The organism is Ruminococcus sp. 1001136sp1_2201st1_G3_2201SCRN_220225 (genome assembly GCF_040924365.1).
Classification (GTDB): domain Bacteria; phylum Bacillota; class Clostridia; order Lachnospirales; family Lachnospiraceae; genus Blautia_A; species Blautia_A faecis.
Genome location: NZ_JBCOME010000048.1, coordinates 15,633 through 35,921, shown reverse-complemented (window position 1 = coordinate 35,921; position 20,289 = coordinate 15,633). Strand labels below are relative to the sequence as shown.

General features: G+C 40.8%; 23 protein-coding genes and 1 pseudogene. All 24 read left to right on the top strand.

From position 1 onward, the window contains the following. The first annotated feature begins 90 nt into the window (after positions 1-90). Positions 91-1,277, top strand: a pseudogene (locus AB5642_RS14835) (DNA polymerase IV). A 14-nt stretch (positions 1,278-1,291) separates the two neighbouring features. Next, complete coding sequence (locus tag AB5642_RS14830) at positions 1,292-1,504, top strand: DNA-binding protein (protein WP_024720752.1); 213 nt, start codon at positions 1,292-1,294, stop codon at positions 1,502-1,504. A gap of 12 nt (positions 1,505-1,516) precedes the next feature. Further along, positions 1,517-1,756: a hypothetical protein gene (locus AB5642_RS14825; RefSeq protein WP_055180584.1), complete on the top strand. Its 240-nt coding sequence runs from the start codon at positions 1,517-1,519 to the stop codon at positions 1,754-1,756. A 250-nt stretch (positions 1,757-2,006) separates the two neighbouring features. Next, on the top strand, positions 2,007-2,579 hold the full coding sequence (locus AB5642_RS14820) for a hypothetical protein (RefSeq protein ID WP_117649053.1): 573 nt from the start codon (positions 2,007-2,009) through the stop codon (positions 2,577-2,579). Between the two features lie 9 nt (positions 2,580-2,588). Beyond that, a complete protein-coding gene (locus AB5642_RS14815; protein WP_368371718.1) occupies positions 2,589-2,960 on the top strand; it encodes a hypothetical protein in 372 nt (123 codons plus the stop codon). A 103-nt stretch (positions 2,961-3,063) separates the two neighbouring features. Next, positions 3,064-3,903: a PD-(D/E)XK nuclease family transposase gene (locus tag AB5642_RS14810; protein WP_173721141.1), complete on the top strand. Its 840-nt coding sequence runs from the start codon at positions 3,064-3,066 to the stop codon at positions 3,901-3,903. 190 nt (positions 3,904-4,093) lie between these two features. Further along, positions 4,094-4,408: a helix-turn-helix domain-containing protein gene (locus AB5642_RS14805; protein WP_015568871.1), complete on the top strand. Its 315-nt coding sequence runs from the start codon at positions 4,094-4,096 to the stop codon at positions 4,406-4,408. Between the two features lie 154 nt (positions 4,409-4,562). Next, positions 4,563-4,775, top strand: a complete 213-nt coding sequence (locus AB5642_RS14800; protein WP_173721143.1) for a sporulation initiation factor Spo0A C-terminal domain-containing protein — start codon at positions 4,563-4,565, stop codon at positions 4,773-4,775. A 7-nt stretch (positions 4,776-4,782) separates the two neighbouring features. After that, entirely contained in the window at positions 4,783-5,214 is a 432-nt protein-coding gene (locus AB5642_RS14795) for a hypothetical protein (RefSeq protein ID WP_173721144.1), read from the top strand. Positions 5,215-5,541: 327 nt separating this feature from the next. Beyond that, positions 5,542-6,015: a sigma factor-like helix-turn-helix DNA-binding protein gene (locus AB5642_RS14790; protein ID WP_368371717.1), complete on the top strand. Its 474-nt coding sequence runs from the start codon at positions 5,542-5,544 to the stop codon at positions 6,013-6,015. 253 nt (positions 6,016-6,268) lie between these two features. Then, the gene (locus tag AB5642_RS14785; protein ID WP_226840949.1) at positions 6,269-6,442 is read left to right on the top strand and encodes a hypothetical protein; all 174 of its coding nucleotides are present in this window, start codon (positions 6,269-6,271) and stop codon (positions 6,440-6,442) included. A gap of 150 nt (positions 6,443-6,592) precedes the next feature. Then, complete coding sequence (locus tag AB5642_RS14780) at positions 6,593-6,958, top strand: type II toxin-antitoxin system PemK/MazF family toxin (RefSeq protein ID WP_368371716.1); 366 nt, start codon at positions 6,593-6,595, stop codon at positions 6,956-6,958. 56 nt (positions 6,959-7,014) lie between these two features. Next, positions 7,015-7,281: a DUF6870 family protein gene (locus AB5642_RS14775; RefSeq protein ID WP_020993660.1), complete on the top strand. Its 267-nt coding sequence runs from the start codon at positions 7,015-7,017 to the stop codon at positions 7,279-7,281. A 138-nt stretch (positions 7,282-7,419) separates the two neighbouring features. Beyond that, the gene (locus tag AB5642_RS14770; protein WP_055266558.1) at positions 7,420-9,057 is read left to right on the top strand and encodes a recombinase family protein; all 1,638 of its coding nucleotides are present in this window, start codon (positions 7,420-7,422) and stop codon (positions 9,055-9,057) included. Beyond that, positions 9,057-10,787: a recombinase family protein gene (locus tag AB5642_RS14765; protein ID WP_195196463.1), complete on the top strand. Its 1,731-nt coding sequence runs from the start codon at positions 9,057-9,059 to the stop codon at positions 10,785-10,787. Before AB5642_RS14770 ends, AB5642_RS14765 begins: the two co-directional genes overlap by 1 nt. Continuing rightward, positions 10,766-12,373 carry a recombinase family protein gene (locus AB5642_RS14760; protein ID WP_195196462.1) on the top strand — a complete coding sequence of 536 codons (1,608 nt, stop codon included), beginning with the start codon at positions 10,766-10,768 and terminating at the stop codon, positions 12,371-12,373. Before AB5642_RS14765 ends, AB5642_RS14760 begins: the two co-directional genes overlap by 22 nt. A 4-nt stretch (positions 12,374-12,377) precedes the next feature. After that, positions 12,378-13,262 (top strand): phosphopyruvate hydratase, encoded by an 885-nt coding sequence (locus AB5642_RS14755; protein WP_368371715.1) that lies wholly within the window; start codon positions 12,378-12,380, stop codon positions 13,260-13,262. 109 nt (positions 13,263-13,371) lie between these two features. Next, positions 13,372-13,608, top strand: a complete 237-nt coding sequence (gene secG / locus AB5642_RS14750) for a preprotein translocase subunit SecG (protein ID WP_118578738.1) — start codon at positions 13,372-13,374, stop codon at positions 13,606-13,608. Positions 13,609-13,805: 197 nt separating this feature from the next. After that, the gene (gene rnr, locus AB5642_RS14745; RefSeq protein WP_330382796.1) at positions 13,806-16,184 is read left to right on the top strand and encodes a ribonuclease R; all 2,379 of its coding nucleotides are present in this window, start codon (positions 13,806-13,808) and stop codon (positions 16,182-16,184) included. A 126-nt stretch (positions 16,185-16,310) separates the two neighbouring features. Then, the gene (gene smpB / locus AB5642_RS14740; RefSeq protein WP_021926591.1) at positions 16,311-16,781 is read left to right on the top strand and encodes an SsrA-binding protein SmpB; all 471 of its coding nucleotides are present in this window, start codon (positions 16,311-16,313) and stop codon (positions 16,779-16,781) included. A 179-nt stretch (positions 16,782-16,960) separates the two neighbouring features. Next, positions 16,961-17,500, top strand: a complete 540-nt coding sequence (locus tag AB5642_RS14735; RefSeq protein WP_306467795.1) for an acyl-CoA thioesterase — start codon at positions 16,961-16,963, stop codon at positions 17,498-17,500. Positions 17,501-17,848: 348 nt separating this feature from the next. Beyond that, on the top strand, positions 17,849-18,820 hold the full coding sequence (locus AB5642_RS14730; RefSeq protein ID WP_173718767.1) for a hypothetical protein: 972 nt from the start codon (positions 17,849-17,851) through the stop codon (positions 18,818-18,820). 33 nt (positions 18,821-18,853) lie between these two features. Beyond that, positions 18,854-19,555 carry a UMP kinase gene (gene pyrH, locus AB5642_RS14725; protein WP_330590253.1) on the top strand — a complete coding sequence of 234 codons (702 nt, stop codon included), beginning with the start codon at positions 18,854-18,856 and terminating at the stop codon, positions 19,553-19,555. A 68-nt stretch (positions 19,556-19,623) separates the two neighbouring features. Further along, positions 19,624-20,178, top strand: a complete 555-nt coding sequence (frr, locus tag AB5642_RS14720; RefSeq protein ID WP_118578734.1) for a ribosome recycling factor — start codon at positions 19,624-19,626, stop codon at positions 20,176-20,178. Positions 20,179-20,289 lie beyond the last annotated feature (111 nt).

Below are 20,289 nucleotides of genomic sequence, written 5' to 3'. Positions count from 1 at the left end.
GAGCCGTATGATGGGAAACTATCACGTACGGTTCTTAGGGGAGGGAAGGACAGTAATGCTCTTCTCTTACCCGACTACGCCAGTGTAGAAATGCTACATCATCCGGAATTTGCCGGAATGCCTCTGGCAGTAGGTGGCGATCCGGAAGCCCGGCATGGAATTGTACTGACAGCAAATTATATTGCCAAGAAAAAAGGAGTAAAAACCGGAATGGCATTATGGCAGGCGAAACAGGTTTGCCCGGAAATTATTTTTGTACCACCACGGATGGATTTATATTTGAGATTTTCACAGATGGCAAGAGAAATCTATTTGGAGTATACGGACAAGATCGAGCCATATGGAATTGATGAAGCCTGGCTGGATGTATCAGGCAGTGGAAATCTGAAAGGAAGAGGAATGACAATTGCGAGAGAAATCAGCCATCGGATTAAATACGAACTTGGAGTAACAGTGAGTATTGGAATTTCCTGGAATAAGATTTATGCGAAACTTGGCTCGGATTATAAAAAGCCGGATGCAATCACAGAGCTTAATCGAGAAAATTATAAAGACAGGATATGGCAGCTTCCAGCGTCAGATTTGCTTTATGTCGGAAGACAGACAAATAAGAAATTGCAAAAACTTGGAATCCGGACAATCGGGCAACTTGCGGAATCAGACGAAAAGTTGTTAGAGAGTCATTTTGGAAAAATAGGAAATGTATTATGGGCGCAAATGGCTGGGATGAAGATCCGGTTTGCAAGGAAGGATATGAAGCACCAGTAAAGTCGATAGGTAATAGCACTACAACACCGAGAGATCTGGAAAATGATCTGGATGTCTGGATCATTCAAATAGCATTGGCAGAAAGTGTAGCTGCACGATTGCGGAAACATGGATTTAAATGCAAAACAGTAGAAATTACAGTTCGAGATAATGGATTGTATAGTTTTTCCAGACAGATACATTTACGACAGCCAACGAATATTACAAACGAGATTGTAACTGCAGCATTTCAGCTATTTAAAGATAATTACAAATGGGAACATCCCATTAGAAGCCTGGGAATCCGAGCTGCGGATCTTGTGTTAGATGATATTCCCGTGCAGTTGGATTTATTTGGAAATCAGGAGAAAAAGGAAAAGTTAGAGAAGCTGGATCGTACTGTAGATGAGATCAGACGACGGTTTGGTTATTTCAGTATACAGCGAGCGGCAATGTATCAGGATAAAGTCTTATCCCACTTAGACGCTGGTACGCACACGATCCATCCACACAGTTATTTTCATGGGTAATTGGAGGGATAGATTTGAAAAAAGCATTAACCAGAAAACAGGAAGAAAGTTATCAATGTATTTTACGATATACCAATGAACATGGATATCCACCGACAATACGGGAATTTGGAAAATTGATCGGGGTGAAATCAACATCATCAGCATTTTCCAGAATCAAGCAGTTGGAGCTAAATGGATATATCCGAAGGATTCCGGCATCGCCAAGAGCAATCGAGATTTTATAGTGAGGTGTCGGCATGAATAAAGTATATGTAGATGTAGTGGCAGAGTTCCGGAAAGACGGACAACTGGTTCCCATATTTTTTACATGGGAGGATGGAAGAAAATATAACATCGACAGAATTTTGAAAATCGAGCGATGCGCCAGCAGAAAGGCAGGCGGTGTAGGAATGATGTACACCTGTATGATACAGGGACAGGAAAGCCATTTATTCTATGAAGTGGATAAATGGTTTATGGAGAGAAAAACAGCATAAGGAGAGATAGGTATAGACGATATTATATGGATTATTAACCGGCAGGGATAGTCACTTTCCCTTTATATTCCTGCAGGTTTTACATAAGAAGATGGATTCCGGTCAGCAAAGGCAGCTCCCACAATGCCTTTTGGATATCCGCTTCTGCAAATTGTAGTAAGTAATTGCTTCCCATCAAAATCATGGGGAAAGCGAACTGGTCTGAAAGACCGCCAGTTAGTGTGATGATGATAAGGAGATTTTGAAACTGATGACAGATAGAGATTATGCAATTAAATCAATGAAAGAAATTACCTTCCAGATGGCAAACCATGCACAGAATTATCTGGAAGTAACGATCGAAAGACATTATACTGATATTAAAGAACTGATGACAAGCTACCAGAAACTGATTTTAGAAAACCAGGTTGTATTGGAAGAACTGGATATGGAGTGTCAGGAGAAGATCAATGAAGATATGGCATATGCGTTGAGTTATCTGAGTATTTATAACAATCAGCTGAATGTGCCAAAGATGCACCGGGAAATGAATAACCTGATGATCATTTACGGCTTGTCAGATATGATCTATCGTGGAATGACACTGGTGAAGTTTTATGCACCGAATGGTGTGATGCTCAGTGAGATCCTTCATTCTTGTTTTTGCAGTCATTATAATAAGACAGATGTGGAAGTACAGCAGGAGTTAGGAATAGGCAGGACTTCTTTTTATAAAATGAAGAAGCAGGCACTTGGGTATCTGGGATTTTATTTTTATGAGATCGTGGTGCCGCAGGCAAAGGATAAAAGATTTAAACCGTCACTGGGTGTTGAGGAAGAGTAGGTGAGTAATATGAGATACGAAGATTCGATGAAAGGTGTAGCTGATCAGATAATCAAAGAACAGCAGCGAGCCAGTAAAATTAAAAACAATCCAGAAGAGTTCCATTGGTATGACGAATATGCAACGTTGAATTTCTTTCGGTTTATCTGTAAAAATATCGGTAACTTGGGAAATGGAGAAATTGAAAAAATGGTCACACGCTTAAAGAGCATAGATCAGAAAGCAGTGGAAAACCATGTGAATGGTGCTGTTTGGGCATTTGATTATGATAAGATGTTCTGTGTGTTGATGGAAAATGAAATTTGCCGAAAGGTGTGTGAAAAGAATAAATATAATAGTTGGACGAAGCTGATTGGAAATTATTGTTTTCAAGTGGTGTAGGATAAAATAGTGGCTTGTGAAAAGCTGGTTTTGATGTTAAGATGAAATTGGGATAGGAGACATTAAGGAACCTATCCTGACATAGCAAAGAATGGAGGCGAGAATGGACGTGGCGAAAGCAGAAACTGTGAAAACAGAAGAATTGGAAACACGTTACGAAAGATACAAGGGTATCTTAAAAGACCTTACCATCATGAGCGATGTGTTTATGCGGAATGTATTCAAGAAACGGGAATGTACAGAATATGTTTTGCAGGTAATTATGGATAAAAAGGATCTGAAAGTGATTGATCAGGTTCTTCAAAAGGACTATAAGAATTTACAGGGACGTTCAGCTATTCTGGACTGTGTTGCCAGAGACTCTGAAGGCAAGCAGATGGATGTAGAAATCCAACAGGATAATGAAGGGGCATCCCCAAAACGAGCAAGATATCATAGTGGTTTAATGGATATGAACACATTAAATCCGGGACAGGATTTTGATGACCTTCCAGAAAGCTACGTGATTTTTATCACCAGAGATGATGCACTTGGCTATGGACTTCCGATTTATCATGTAGACAGAAAAATCGAAGAAGTCAGTGAGAATTTCAAAGATGAAGCTCATATTATTTATGTAAATTCTAAGAAACAAGAGGATACAGAATTAGGCAGACTGATGCATGATCTTCACTGTAAGAATGCAGAAGATATGCACAGTAAGATACTTGCTGACAGAGTATACGAATTGAAGGAAACACAGAAAGGGGTGGAATTCATGTGCCGTGAAATGGAACAGATTTATAGTGAAGGTATTGAAAGTGGTGAGCTGAAAAAAGCAAAAGCCTCAGCATTATCCATGGCTGCGGATGGAATGAAAGTTGATAAAATAGCCCACTATCTTAATGTAAGTGCTCAAATGGTACAGAAATGGATTGACGAGAGCATGAGTGTTGCACATTAACAAATGATAAATTTTAATGGAGCTACCAGGGGATACTAATTCTTCTGGTGGCTTTTTTTGTGTGTTGCATGTATAAAAAGTGAAAACTAGTTCTATAGAACTATAACTTGATTTGCGGATTCTGTATCTTTTAATTATCCATCAGTATACTAATTTTAGACCGAATTATCGTTCTGAAGGAGGTGCTACGATGGATTTAAAAGCGGTTGGTCAGCGAATCAAAGCAGCAAGAGAAGCAAAAAATCTTACACAGGAAGAACTGGCGGCGCTGGTAAATTTAAGTACAACACATGTCAGTGTGATAGAAAGAGGACTGAAAGTAACAAAGTTGGATACCTTTGTAGCAATTGCCAATGCACTTGATGTATCGGCTGATGCGCTACTGATAGATGTTGTGACACATTCTGTCACAGGTGTTACCAATGAATTATCTGATATGATAGGGAAATTGCCAAAGGACGAGCAGAAAAGAATTTTAAATGCGGTCAGAGCTTTGGTAGACTAATGAAATAGGCATTGAAATCGAAGGGCATTAAGCTCTTCTTTTTTTATTCTTTTTTATGAATTCGTTTGTGAAAGTATCTTTTTTCATAGTGAGAATCATGATATAGTAGTTCTAAAGAACTATAAATAATTCTTTAAAACCGGAGGGCGGGTAAATGAGAGAAAAAACTATTTATGAGAAAATTGCAGAAAAGTACAATACGACACCAGAAGAGGTGCGTCGGGAAATGCAGATAGCGATTGATGCTGGATTTGATGATCCAGATCCGGTTGTACAGGCAGAATGGAAGAAGGTAAATCTTAAAGGAGACAGACCTACACCGGAAGAAGTAATCAATTACGCAGTAAAACAATTAAAAGGAAATTAATGAAAATATGAAGAAAAAGATAATTGCAGTGATCGCAGGAGCAGTCATCTTGATAATTGCTGCAGGAAGTATTTATGGGAAACCTGAATCAAGTCATAAGGAAGGTGAACCGGATGTGGTAGGAACATTTTCCGTAAATCGGGATGAAAACCTAACCGTAGTCGCTAACCGGGAAAATATTGAGGATAGAGAAGCGTTTGTAAGAGAGCTTTTGCAGATGTACAAGGATGATTCTTTTTATTCGACAAAATTCTCCACAGACAGGGGATATGCGACGAGTCTTGATATGAACATCTATTTATGGAAAGAAGATATTGAAGATGGGGAATCGGTAATGACAGCCGAATACAGACCTGTAGAATACGGAAAAGACTACGATATAGTCAATAATCCTGATAAATTTCAACTATATATAGATGGAAAAGAAGTAGAAGAATAACACGGTGAACTTTTTATACTGAAATATGTACGATTCCAATAATGACATGAACTTATGGGAACATATTGCGGATACTTTGTGAACTTTATCCTGATACAATGATTATGCTGACGAAAGAAGGCATAGATAACTGAATATTAGATAAGAGACGAAAGCCTCAGTAGTTAAGAAAAAACTACTGGGGCTTTTTTTCGTGCCTGAATTTCGCAGCCAATAACTGCGGGCGTGTCCCGGCAGGACAAAGGCGGAGCAGGCATGATCCTAAACAGAGGTCCGCCTTCTGGATTTGAAACGAGCAACAAGATTTCAAATTCAGGAGGAACGGATATGTATATTGAACACCCATATTTTTATGAAGGAAAGTATTACGCAAATATTGACGGAGAAATGATCGAGATAACAAAAGAAGTTGCGTATGCGATGAACAATTTTTACAGAAGCAGCAAGGCAAAAAAAGTTGAGATTAAGAACGAACTGGGTGAGGTCGTGGATAAGATGCTGAGAGAAGTACCTTACAGCGGTCAGTCCATTGATGGAGAAGGCTTCATGATTGAGGATTTTCCAGATCTGAACTGTGATGTGGAGCACTGTGTACTGACAAAAATGGAACAGCAGGATATTCATAAAGTGATCAATCAGCTGGACTCAGAGGAACGCATGATTATTTATGGCATTTTCTTTGAAAATAAGACACAGACACAGATGGCGGAGATTATGGGGATTTCCAGACAGATGCTGTCATACAAGCTGAAATCCACTCTTAATAAGATGCGTGAAATGTATATGAATAAATTTTTTTAAAAAATTTTTCAAAATCTTTTGCATCTGCCAAAGTCATTTGACTTTAGTAATTAGAGGAAGTTAAAGGACTTCCTAAAATGAACCATGATAACTGAATATCCAATAATAACTGACGTGACATTTCATGCAGAGAGCACGAGGAAGATGCCGCTATAGGATTATAAGACAAAACCAAGATTTTTAGTTCAGTCCGTAATGCTGCGAAAAAGCACTGACCGAAGCCAGCTGGCAGGCTGGTGATGCGATGATATGTATGAGATGCGATACACTTGCAGATCCTGAGAAGTCTGTAACTGGTAAACCTATGAACTGCTGGAGCCTGGAAACGAGAGTTTCCGGGTTGTGGTCCGGAGTATGCATCCGGGCAGGTTATTATTCCCTTCCTGCATATGCGGGAGTAACGATTCGGGGTATCGAGGATAAATAGAATCGAGCGAGCACTGTTTAATAATCAAATTGGCTATAGAGGTTATGCGGCAGAGCTTTCCTTATGGGAAAGAAACTCTGCCGTATTCCTGTGGAGCCAATATAGCGCTATGAATGCTTTACAAATAAAAAAAGATTGGAGAGATGACAAGTGACGATTCGAAGAGGCGATATCTTATGGGCGGATCTCGGTATGTTCCCGACAACTTCGGTTCAGGGTGGAGTGAGACCGGTAATCGTAGTGAGTAATAATAAAGCCAATACATACAGTTCAGTCATAACGGTAGTTCCGCTGACATCAAGAATATATAAGAAACGGTATTTGCCAACACATGTATTTATCAGCAAATATGATATGACGGGAATCCGAAAAGGAAGTTTGGCACTGGCTGAACAGGTTATAAGCATTTCTACGAAATGTATTATTGAGAAATGCGGAAGAGTGAACAAGTGGAGCCTGGATCGGGTACTGAAAGCAGTACAGATTCAGATGGGAATGGAAGAGAAGACTACATAGCTGTTACGAATATTTATTTTCGATAATGGTAACTATAGGAAAAGGAGGCGATGTCCATGACAGCAGTTGAAAGATTAGAAGCGTTGAAAACGGTTGATATCAAAGAGATTGACCGAGATAGTTTGCCAAAGTACAAGGATTTGATTTCAGAGCTGGATAGCAGGAAAAATAATAAGATGGAGGTGCTGCTTAACCACTCTGATAATCCGTATGTATATGAAGATATGGGCTATGTCGTAAAAAGTGTTTTTAATGCAGCAGCTTCCCTTTCCTATATAGATTGTACAAAACAGCTTGTAGCAAAGAAAGCTGGATTGGCGTAAGGAAATAACTGGAACAACAAAATTTCATATTCACACAGAAGACGAAGTGTGCTATAATGCTAACAGGACTAAATTTGAATAGAGCACTTCTATTTAAGGGTTCTGTTTTGGCAGAATCTTTGGATAGGAGTGTTTTTTATGCAAAAAAATATCTGGATAGCAGCCAAGTACCTTCGTCTCAGTATTGAGGACGGAGATAAGGCTGAAAGTGAATCTATTGTAAATCAGTCAATTTTGATTGATAACTATATGAAATCGACGTCTGATATTACTATTGTTGAGACATTTAAAGATGATGGTTTTTCAGGTACAGATTTTAATCGACCTGGTTTTCAGGCAATGCTCAAAGCAATTGAAAATAAGGAAATCAACTGTATCATTGTAAAAGATTTATCCCGATTTGGTAGGGAGCATATAGATGTTGATCGGTATATTCAAAAAGTATTTCCACAACTGGGAGTACGATTTATAGCAATCAATGATAATTATGATTCTGAAACAGCAAACATTACCGATACACATCTTGTATTACCGGTAAAATCCTTTGTCAATGACACGTATTGCAGACAGAATTCTCAAAAAGTAAGAAGCCACTTGAGTGCAAAAAGAAATATTGGAGAATATGTGGGAAATTACGTGTCATATGGGTATAAAAAGTGTGATACTGATAAAAGTCAGATAGAAATTGATCCGGTTGCTGCAAAGCATGTAAGAGATATTTTTACCTGGAAGATGGAGGGCATGAGCAATCAGCTGATTGCAGATAAACTGAATGAACTGGGAGTTCTTGCACCGGCTGATTACAAACGTGCGACCGGAGTAAATTTCAAATCGTCATTTCAGACACATTTGACATCCAGGTGGTCAGCAGTAGCAATTATCCGTATCTTAAAAAATCCAATCTACTACGGAGTGCTTCAGCAGGGAAAGTCCCAAAGAATTAACTATAAAGTTAAAGTGCAGAGGGCATTGCCAAAAGAAGAATGGGTAATTTTTGAAAATCATCATGAAGGTATCGTTACAAAAGAAGAATATGAAACAGTTCAGATGTTACTTGCGAAGGATACAAGGATAGCTCCCGGAGAAAACAGACTTTATTTATTTGGTGGGTTATTATCCTGTGGAGACTGTGGAAGTAATCTGATTCGGCGAACCAATAGTTACAAGGGAGAAAAGACAGTTTTTTATATCTGTTCTTCTTACAATAAAAAGAAGGATCAATGCTCCAGGCATAGCATTAGAGAAGATGTGCTGATTCAACTGGTGATGGATTCTTTGAAAATGTACAGCAAGATGACGGATGCCATACGAAGTGCAGTAGAGTATTTAAAAGAGAACTCTTTGGATACACAGACGTTGATACAGCATGATGACCTGATACTTGAATTACGAAACAAAGTCAATAAATATTATAAGTTGTTACATTCATTATCAGGAAATCTTGCATCAGGAGTTATTTCCAAGGATGATTATACTTTACTTAGAGAGCGGTATCAGACAGAAATTAAAAGTCTGGAAAGCAATATTGAAAAGCAGGAAGAATATATGGAAGATCTGCTGGAAAATAAGCTGTTGTGCGAAGAATGGGTGAATACATTTCTTGAGAAACCATCTCTGGGAGATCTTGACAGAGATATGCTTCTTCAATATGTGGAAAAAATAAATGTATTTGAAGGGAAAAAAATAGAGATTGTTTACAGATTCCAGGATGAGCTGGTAACAGCTGCAAGACTGGCGGAACAGATTGGAAAAACAAAACAGGAGGTGGCTGTATAATGGCAAGAACAAGAAATCGCCAGATGAAACAGGCTGAAACATTCGTACAGGCATCACCACAGAAGGTTTGGAAAGCCGGTATTTATACCAGAATATCTGTAGATAACAACGGAGAAAAAAGAGAGTCGTTGGAAACACAGAAATTGATTGCTCTTTCATATGCAGAATCTCATCCGGATATTGAAGTTGTAAAGTTTTATAAGGATGACGGTATATCAGGTACGAAATTTGATCGCGATGATTTTGTGAGAATGCTAGGTGACATCAAAACAAAAGAAATAAATACGGTCATAGTAAAAGATTTATCACGATTTGGTCGAGATTTGGAAGAAGTATCGAAATATCTGGAAAAAATATTTCCGTTTATGCAAGTACGCTTTATATCAGTGAATGATAACTATGACAGTATCAGTCCTGAATGTGACAATCAGATGCTGGGAATCATGATATCGAATCTTGCAAATGATATGTATGCAAAAGATGCATCAGTAAAGATGGCAAGTGCTATGAAAATTAAGATGGAGTCAGGTGAATATTGTGGTGGAGATGCTCCTTATGGGTATAAGAGAGCTAGAGATGAAAAAGGAAAATCTACTACGGTTCCCGATCCTCTAACTGCACCGTATGTAGTAGAAATATTTGAAAAACTTGCTGCAGGGCAGTCATATTTGAAAATTTCGAGAGAGTTTAATACCATGCTGCTGGCTTCGCCAAGGGTATACGCAAGAACTGGGAAGTTATTCTTGGATAGAATTGACGAAACGGATATGCATTGGCAATCATCTGTAATTAAACAGATTGCGGAAAATAGGCACTATTTGGGAAATACTTATTCACATAAAACAAGAACCTCACTTCTTACAAAAGAAAAAAATATAATGTTGGATAAAGAAGAATGGATTGAACATGTGAATACCCATAAGGCTATAGTGAGTGCTGAATTATTTGAAAAAGTACAAAATGTAATCAAATTAAAGCAGGAGAAAGCATTGCCCAAAAAAGATTTATCGAATATGCAGACTCATGGAAAACAGGATAATAAGTATGTTGGATTGATATACTGTGGTGACTGTGGCGCTAATATGGTTCGGAGATACTATTACAGCGAAAAGAATGGTGTTTTGTATTACAATTACTATTTCATTTGTGGTAATTATGCAAAAATTTCCAAGGAAAAATATAACTGTAATCGCTGGAAAGAAGAAGTAATTGATGAACTGGTGTATCGGGCACTCATCATGCAGCTAAAAATAGTATGTGAATTAAAAACGCAACTGAAACGCTTTAATGATGAATATTTTGAAACATTCCAAAAATATTTGAACAGGGAACAGAGTAAGATTATTCAGCTCAATAAAAGGAACGAAGCAAGACGATTTGAATTATATGAGCAATATGTTTCGGGCGAGATTGATACGGATGCATATAATCGTATGACAGAAAGAATAACCGTGGTCGAAAAAGACCTGGTTACAAGACAGAAAGAAATTGAGAAGAGTAGAAAAATTACAGAAAAATTGTGTAAAAAGAACTTCTCGTGGCTTGCTGAATTCAGTAAAGGAAAGAATTTGGAATTCCTTACAAAAGATGTTGTCCGTTCTTATATAAAGAAAATCTCTTTATATGAAGACAAACGTATAGAGATCGAATTTAAATTTCAAGATGAAATACAGGCGTTATCAGAAATTTTAGAGGAGGGGGTGATCAGATGTCAGATGGTAAGTGCATAGTAAAGTATTTAAGATTGTCGCTGGAAGATGAGGATATGCTGGATGAATCCAATAGTATTACCAATCAGAGAATTGTGATTGGGCAATACATAGCCAGTAAAAATGAGTTCAAAAATACGGAAGTGTTAGAATTCAAAGATGATGGCTATAGTGGAACGAATTTCAATCGCCCAGGATTTCAAAGTATGATGGAATTAGTAAGAGATGGAAAAGTCAGCACAATTATAGTGAAAGACCTTTCTCGATTCGGCAGGAATCATATAGAGGTTGACACATATCTGGAACAAATTTTTCCATTTATGAATGTGAGATTCATAGCGATCAATGATAATGTTGATAGTATGAAATATGAATCTGGTATGCCGGGAATTGATGTTGGTTTCAGAAATATTATTAACGAACATCATAGCATTGATACTTCCGTTAAAGTAAAAAGAACTTTGATACAGCGTCAGAAAGCTGGAAAATATATGGGAGCGAGAGCACCGTATGGATATTTGAAGCCTGATGAAGATGTGACCAGCCTCGTGATTAATCCGGAGACAGCGCCTGTTGTGAAGATGATATTTCAGAAATATCTTGATGGAATGAATATTACTCAGCTGGCACGTTACCTGAATGAGCAGAAAATTATGAGTCCAGGTCAATATAAAAGAGAAGTTCTGAAAACTGGTGTGAAGAAAACAACAGAAAAATATATCTGGTATCCGGTAACTGTAAGACTGATACTGATGACAGAAACGTATACGGGAACTACGATTGGCGGCAAGTGGAAAGTTGCTTCGGTAGGAAGTAATAAGCATTTGAAAACAAAAGAAGAAGACTGGATTGTGGTTGAGGGTACGCATGAAGCGATTGTTTCTAAAGAGGTGTTTGATGCTGTACAGGAAAAGTTGGAATTAAATTCCAGAAAGAGGAGCAAAACCCACAATAATAATTATCCGCTGAAAGGATTGGTAAAATGTGGGGGATGCGGTCAGAATCTACAGCATGTAACCAGATGCAATCCGCACTTTAAGTGCCCAAGGAAATTTAATGTGGCAAATCAAGATTGTGTAACAGACAATTTATATGATGACGAGTTCAATGAGATGATTTTCAGGGCAATAAAGCTGTTTGCAAAGATCAGTGATGATGCTGAACCGGTACTCGAATTACAGAAAGCAGAATTAAAATCAAAAGTGAATGGAGCTGCAAAAAAGATTCGGGATGCCAAAGACAGTATTAGCAGATACAAGCACCAGAAGACTGAACTATATATGCGATATGCAATGGAAGAAATCTCAGAAGAAGAGTTCACCAGAAAAAATGACAAGCTGGATAAACAAATTGAGAAAGAAACCTTAGCGATAGCGCAAATGGAGACAGAACAGAGTGAAGCGGCTGAACGTTTATTTGAACTTCCGCCCGATGGCAGACAGTGCCTGACAGACCTGATCGAAGGAAATAAGCAATTAACCAGAGAGATAGCAGTAACTTTTATTCGTGGTATCAAGGTATATAATGATAAGCGAATAGAAATTGAATGGAATTTTGCTGATGAGCTGGTGAAGTATGTAGAGCAGGTGCAGAAAATCTGCAGTTGAAGTGATGATGGACAAATTACAAAAATTTTGTGTCATTAGCTTGACACAAGGGGGGCGGCATGCGGACAATACAGTGGATCTTCAGGAGTTTATGATCATGCCAGTTGGGGCTTCCTGTTTTTCAGAGGGAATCCGCATGTGTGTGGAGATTTATCAGTCACTGAGGATTCTTTTAAAAAAGAAAAATCTGTCTACAGCAGTGGGCGATGAGGGTGGTTTTGCACCGGATCTGAAGGATTCCAGGGAGATTCTGGAATTGATCCTTGAGGCTGTGAAGAACGCCGGATATGAGCCGGGAAAAGATATTGGCATTGCCATTGATGCGGCAGCCAGTGAATTATATGACGGAGAAAAAGACGGTTACTATTTTCCTGGGGAGAGTAAGATGACTGGAAAAGAAGTGATCCGGGATTCTAATGAAATGATCCGTTATTACGAAAATCTGTTGGATGAATTTCCTGTTGTTTCTATCGAGGACGGACTGCAGGAGGATGACTGGGAGGGCTGGAAAGCTATGACGGAGCGGCTTGGAAGCCGTGTACAGCTGGTTGGGGATGACCTTTTTGTGACAAATATCAAACGGCTGTCCTGTGGAATAAAGCTTGGAACAGCAAATGCAATCCTGATCAAGGTAAATCAGATCGGAACCCTGACAGAGTCTCTGGAGGCAGTAGAACTGGCTGCACGGGCGGGTTATCGCTCTGTTATTTCCCACCGCTCCGGTGAAACGGAGGATTCCTTTATTGCAGATCTTGCAGTGGCAACTGGTGCGGGGCAGATCAAGACTGGTGCACCATGTCGTTCAGATAGAAATGCCAAGTATAATCAGCTTCTGAGAATCCATGAGCAGCTTGGCAGACTGTCGATGTATGAGAATCCGTTTGCCTGACCCTGAAAAAAACGATAGCGTAATTCGTCCAAATTCAAGATAAAAAAGAGTTGAAATCAAATGCTGGCTATGGTACAATATCTCCTAGTTGATTAGGAGGTGTAACCACGTGCAGATTTTAAGAACGATTTTAACAATTCTTTTTGTTATAGATTGTATTGCCCTTACCGTAGTAGTCCTTATGCAGGAAGGTAAGTCACAGGGTCTTGGTGCGATCGCCGGAGCTGCAGACACATACTGGGGTAAGAACAAAGGACGTTCCATGGAGGGCGGTCTTGTTAAGGCAACTACAGTTATGGGAGTTTTGTTCTTTGTACTGGCAGTTGTATTGAACCTGAATTTCTAAGAATAAACTGGGAAACACTCTTGTTGATCTGATCGCAAGAGTGTTTTTTATGTAAGCGGAAAATCCTGCTTTGCAGGATTCTTTCCTGATAATAGGAAATTATGGAAAGATGGTAGGAAAGTTTCGTGATAATTACAGTCTGTGCGTGCGATTTTAATAGAGCAGCTTGCGTGTGCAGGTATTAAGAAGGAGACAAATTGAGTAAAGACAGAGAATTTGACAAACGAAAAAAATTTATGATGGAGCTTCTTGGTGATCCAGTGTACCAGCCTATGCGCTTCCGGGAAATTGCAGGTCTTCTGCGCCTTTCAAAGGACGAGAAGAAAGATCTGTACCGTGTTCTGGATGATCTGGTAGCAGAGGGAAAGGCTGACCTGGATTCCAAGGGACGTTATTCCAAAGTAACTGGAAGAAAGCGCGGGAAAGAGAAGCAGCGTGGAAAAAGAGAAGAACGTGACGAGAAGTTTTCGGGTAAACGTTCCGGGAAATATGCAGAAGAAAGCTCCGAGAGACGTACCGGGAAGAAAGATGAGAAACATTCCGATAAGAAATATAATGATAAGCAGGCTGGAAAGTATGATCACCGCAAGCCCGACGATCGTTACGGCAGGGGAAAAGATAAGTACAACGAATATCCGGACAGTCCATCTGTGGAAGGCACCTTCATCGGTCATCCCAAGGGCTTTGGCTTCGTGGAAATCGAGGGGGAAGACAACGACGTATTTATTCCGGAAGATTGTACCGGAACGGCTATGCACCAGGATAAGGTTCGTGTTATAATCACAAAAGAGCCGCAGGAAGGCAAACGCCGTGAGGGAATTGTAGTAAAAGTTCTGGAAAGAGGTATGACCCAGATCGTGGGAACCTACGAGAACAGCCGTGACTTTGGTTTTGTGGTAAGCGACAATCCTAAATTTTCCAGGGACGTATTTATTCCGAGAAAAGATTCCCAGGGAATCAAGGACGGGGATAAGGTAGTGGTGGAAATCACCAGCTACGGAAGCAAGAACCGCAATCCGGAAGGTAAGATCGTAGAGAATCTGGGAAGCTGTCGTGCACCTGGAACAGATATCCTTGCCATTGTAAAAAGCTTTGGCATTCCAAGCGAATTTCCGGATAAAGTAATCCGTCAGGCTGACCGTGTACCAGATCATGTTCTGGATGCTGACAGGGATGGCCGACTGGATCTTCGCCATCTTCAGACCGTCACCATTGACGGAGAAGACGCCAAGGATCTGGATGATGCAGTTACTTTGACAAAGGAGAATGGCATCTATCATCTTGGTGTTCACATTGCAGATGTAAGCAATTATGTACAGGGAGGAAGTGCCCTTGACCGTGAGGCGTTGAAGCGGGGAACCAGTGTATATCTGGCAGACCGTGTAATTCCCATGCTCCCGGTACGGCTTTCCAACGGAATCTGTTCTCTGAACCAGGGGCAGGATCGTCTTACTTTAAGCTGTCTTATGGATATTGACAAAAAAGGAAATATGATTTCCCATAAGATTGCAGAGACTGTGATCTGTGTAGATGAGAGAATGAATTATACAGATGTGAAAAACATTCTGGAGGATGCTGACGAAGAGGCAAAGAAACGCTATGAAAAACTTGTTCCCATGTTTTTCCTGATGAAAGAGCTTTCTGAAATCCTTCGTGGAAACCGCCATCACAGAGGCTCCATTGATTTTGATTTTCCGGAGAGCAAGATTATCTTAAATGCAGCAGGAAGAGCCATTGACATTAAGCCATATGAGGCAAATGTGGCAACAAGGATCATTGAGGATTTCATGCTTATGGCAAATGAGACTGTGGCAGAGGAGTGCTGCAGGGATGATATGCCGTTTGTTTACCGTACCCATGAGACTCCGGATCCCGAGAAAGTGGAGAGCCTTCTCACACTTCTTCATAATCAGGGAGTGCCGGTGCAGAAGCATGGACAGGAGATTACCCCGAAGGAGATCCAGACTATTCTGGAGAGCATTGAGGGACTTCCAAACGAGCCACAGATCAGCCGCCTTACTCTTCGAACCATGAAACAGGCGAAGTATACTACAGAATGCAGCGGCCATTTTGGACTTGCAGCGAAATATTACTGCCATTTTACTTCTCCAATCCGTCGTTATCCGGATCTTCAGATTCACAGGATCATTAAGGATAAGCTTCGGGGACGTCTGGAAAGAGAGGGAAAAACAGAGCATTATAAAGAGATTCTGGAAGATGTGGCACGCCAGTCCAGTGTGTGTGAGCGCCGGGCGGACGAAGCAGAGAGAGAATCTGACAAGCTGAAAAAAGCAGAATATATGTCTTACCATATTGGGGAAGAATTTGAAGGAATCATTTCCGGTGTTACTGGCTGGGGCTTCTATGTGGAACTTCCAAATACGGTAGAGGGACTGGTTCATGTAAATACACTGAGGGATGATTACTACACCTTTGATCAGGATGCTTACGAGTTGATCGGCGATGTGACACACAAGGTGTTTGCACTGGGACAGAAGGTGCGTGTGAGAGTTGCGGACGCAGATACCATGCTGAAGACTGTGGATTTTGTTCTGGCAGAGGAGCAAGAGTGGTAATTAGAAGTTACTGTTCATTCTGCGATCAAAAACACGCTTTGCGATGCATAGAAACTACGCTCTAGAACAGCAACCCTTTGTTTTGAACGCCCGCCTGCAGGCGGAAATCCATATAGGGAGGAACTTATGGCAAAGAAACCAGGAATCAAACTGATTGCAAATAATAAAAAGGCATTTCACGATTATTTTATAGAAGACACGTATGAGGCAGGAATTGCCCTGGCAGGAACAGAAGTAAAATCCCTGCGTATGGGAAAATGCAGCGTCAAGGAATCTTTTGTGCGGATTCAGAATGGGGAGGTTTATATCTATGGAATGAACATCAGTCCATACGAAAAAGGCAATATTTTCAATAAAGATCCCCTTCGTATCCGTAAACTTCTCCTTCACCGCAGTGAGATCAACAAGATGGAAGCCAAACTGAAGGAAAAAGGTCTTACCCTTGTGCCAATCAAGGTCTATTTCAAGGACAGCCTTGTGAAGGTGGAAATTGGTATGGCAAGAGGTAAGAAATTGTATGACAAACGTCAGGATATCGCTAAGAAAGATCAGAGACGAGAAGCAGAGCGTGATTTCAAGGTGAAGAATTTATATTAAAAACAATGGGAGCTGGGAATTTTTATGATGAAAAATTCCCGGCTTTCGTAAATTTCTGTTGAACATTTATAGGGAATCAGCTGTGAAGATGCAACATATAAAAAGTCAGACAGGTCAATATGGTATTTATTTAATATTCGCTGCACAGGCAGCATGAAAACAGTAAAAAGAGGTTGGCTATGGAAGAGAAAATAAAAGAGAAAACACAGGAAGCAAAGGAAACAAAGGAAACAACAAAAGAAAACCGCCTGATGAAAACCGTAGAGGATTCCAGAACGGAGCAGGTTCATCTGATCATGCACCAGCACTTAAATGCCGGCGGCAGATTGTTTGGAGGAATGCTGATGCAGTGGGTGGATGAGGTGTCTGGCGTGGTTGCTATGCGTCATTGCGGGACTTACCGTGTTACAACTGCAGCTGTAGATAATCTGCAGTTTAAGGAGCCCGTTTACGAGGGCGAGATCCTTGTGATGATCGGCTATGTGACCTATGTGGGAAATACCTCCATGGAAGTGGAAATTGATTCCTATGTGGAGCGCGGTGATGGAATGCGTTACCTGGTAAACCGTGCTTTTTCTGTGATGGTAGCTGTGGATAAGAATGAGCGTCCTACCCGAATCCCCGGCCTTATTATCCACACAGAAGCAGAGAAAGGTCGCCATGAGGCAGCTCTGCTCCGCAGGGATATGCGTAAAGAGCGAAGAGACGCCGGGTTTTAAACATTGAGACATGTTGTCAAAAACTATTTGAGTCAGAGATAGAGAAAACTGTCCCTGGCTCTTTTTGTTCACAGAAGAAGTACGCAGGATCTTCCTTCCCGGTGAAGGCACCAGAGAGAATGGGGAAAAGAAACCCGAGAGTTGCGGCGCGAAATCGTGCAAAGCATGATTTCTGTGCATCGCGAAGCGTGTTACTGTGAACGGAGTGAACAGTAACGAAAAGTTTAAAAATTGTATGAAATCATCCCGCGTTCGGTTGACAAGTCTGTCATACTCTGTAATAATAATGGAGAACAAAAAGTGGATATTAGAGGAGTTTAATTCCATTTTGTGGGAGGAATATAGATTATGAAAAAACGTTATGTGATTCTTGCAGCACTTTTGGTCACTGCTTTGGCAGCAGCTGGATGTGGCAAAAAAAAGACTGAAGATACAGGCAAGGATGGCCAGGTAACCGTGGCTCCTGCTGAGAATACAGATACAGCTTCAAGTGATGACAGTTCCCTGGTAGATATGCAGAAATCTGACGATGCAGATATCAAGAATGTGATTGGTGATAAGACTTCCACAGCTTCCAGGCTGATTCTTGTGAATGGTACCGGAGCTGCTGTGAAGGGACTTTACATTCGTCCGACTACGGATGACGATGATGACTGGGGCACAGAGCTGATCAATGGATTGTTTACTTTGAATGATGGCGACAAGGCTCTTTACTATTATGAGCCGGACGAGAAGGATGCAGATGGAAATGCGGTGACAAGCTATGACATCCGGATCACGTATGAGGACGAGGATTATACAGACTGCTATTTCCGTAAGCTTCCGCTGAAGACAATTTCAAAGATCACTCTTCATATGGATGGAACTGCTGAGGATGGAATTCCTTATGCTACTTATCTGACAGGAACGAGTAAGACAGAAACTTCTACCCTGAGTGAAGTGATGGCGCGTCTTGGTCTTGATGACAGCGAAGACAGTTCTGAGGATGATTCTCAGGAAACGGATACAGCACCAACGCCTACATCTGCGCCGCAGCAGTCAGGTCCTACTGCTGCACCTACATCTGCACCGCAGCCTACAAGTACTCCGGATAATAGTGGCGGCAGTAATACTGCACCGGATGATTCCAGTGCAGATAAGGCGAAACAGTATATCGGACAGCCGCTTTCCAGTCTAGTTGCAGCACTGGGAGAGGCTAACGGAAGTGATTATGAGAACGAGCCGGAGACCGGAGAGACAGGATATCATTATTATGACTCTTTCACAGTTTCTACCACTGTTGATGACAGCGGAAATGAGGTTGTTGCCGGAGTATGGTAAAATAAAAGAATAAAAATAAGGCAGGATAAAAGCATGGAAATGAAAAGAGTTTTATTAAAATTAAGCGGCGAGGCTCTTGCCGGACCGAAGAAAACAGGATTTGACGAGGCAACTGTTCTTGCAGTAGCGAAGCAGATCAAGGCAATTTCTGATGAAGGAGTACAGATCGGCATTGTGATCGGCGGTGGAAACTTCTGGAGAGGACGTACCAGTGAGACGATAGACCGCAACAAGGCAGACCAGATCGGTATGCTTGCTACCATTATGAACTGTATTTATGTATCTGATCTTTGCAGATATACAGGTATGAAGACTGAGATTTATACACCCTTTGCATGTGGTGCATTTACCAAACTGTATTCCAAGGACAGCGTAGAAGAGAGTTTTGCACAGGGCAAGCTGGTATTCTTTGCAGGCGGTACAGGACATCCGTACTTCTCTACTGATACAGCTACGGTTCTTCGTGCAGTTGAGATCGAGGCCGATGCGATTCTTCTGGCGAAGGCAGTTGATGGTATTTATGACAGCGATCCGAAGGTAAATCCTGACGCTGTGAAGTATGATGAGATCTCTATTCAGGAAGTTGTTGACAAGAAGCTTGCAGCCATGGATCTTACAGCTTCTATTATGTGTCTGGAGCAGAAAATGCCGATGATGGTATTTGCTCTTGATGAGGAGAACAGCATTATCAACACTGTTCACGGAAAATTTTCCGGAACAAAGGTTACTGTATAAGCGCGTTGCGCAGAAAATAGGATAATACTGCTTACCGGCAGAAAATCATAAAGAGGGAGATTAATTTTATGGATGAAAGAATTCAGAAGTATGAAGAGAAAATGAAAAAGACATTGGGCAGCTTAGAAGCAGAGCTGACTACTATCCGTGCAGGACGTGCCAATCCGCATATCCTTGACAAGCTGACAGTAGATTACTACGGAAGCCCTACACCGATTCAGCAGGTGGCAAATATCACAGTTCCGGAAGCTCGTATGATCCAGATCCAGCCATGGGAATCCAGCCTGATCAAGGGAATTGAGAAAGCAATCCTTACTTCTGATCTTGGTCTGAACCCGAATAACGATGGAAAAGTAATCCGTCTTGTTTTCCCGGAGCTTACCGAGGAACGCCGTAAAGATCTGGTTAAAGATGTTAAGAAAAAAGGTGAGGCAGCTAAGGTTGCTGTCCGCAACATCCGCCGTGATGCCAACGATGCATACAAGAAGCTGAAAAAAGAAGAGGATGTATCTGAGGACGAGATCAAAGAGTTAGAGGACAAAGTTCAGAAGCTTACAGACAAATACATCAAGGATGTAGATGCTGCAGTAGAAGCAAAAGGTAAGGAGATTATGACTGTATAAGGGCATATTACCTGAAGCGCAGAGCCGTTTGGACTAAAAATCTGCAAAACAGGATCCTTTTATAAAGAAACAGCAAAAAGAGCTCTTTAAAAAGAGCTCTTTTCTGCCCTT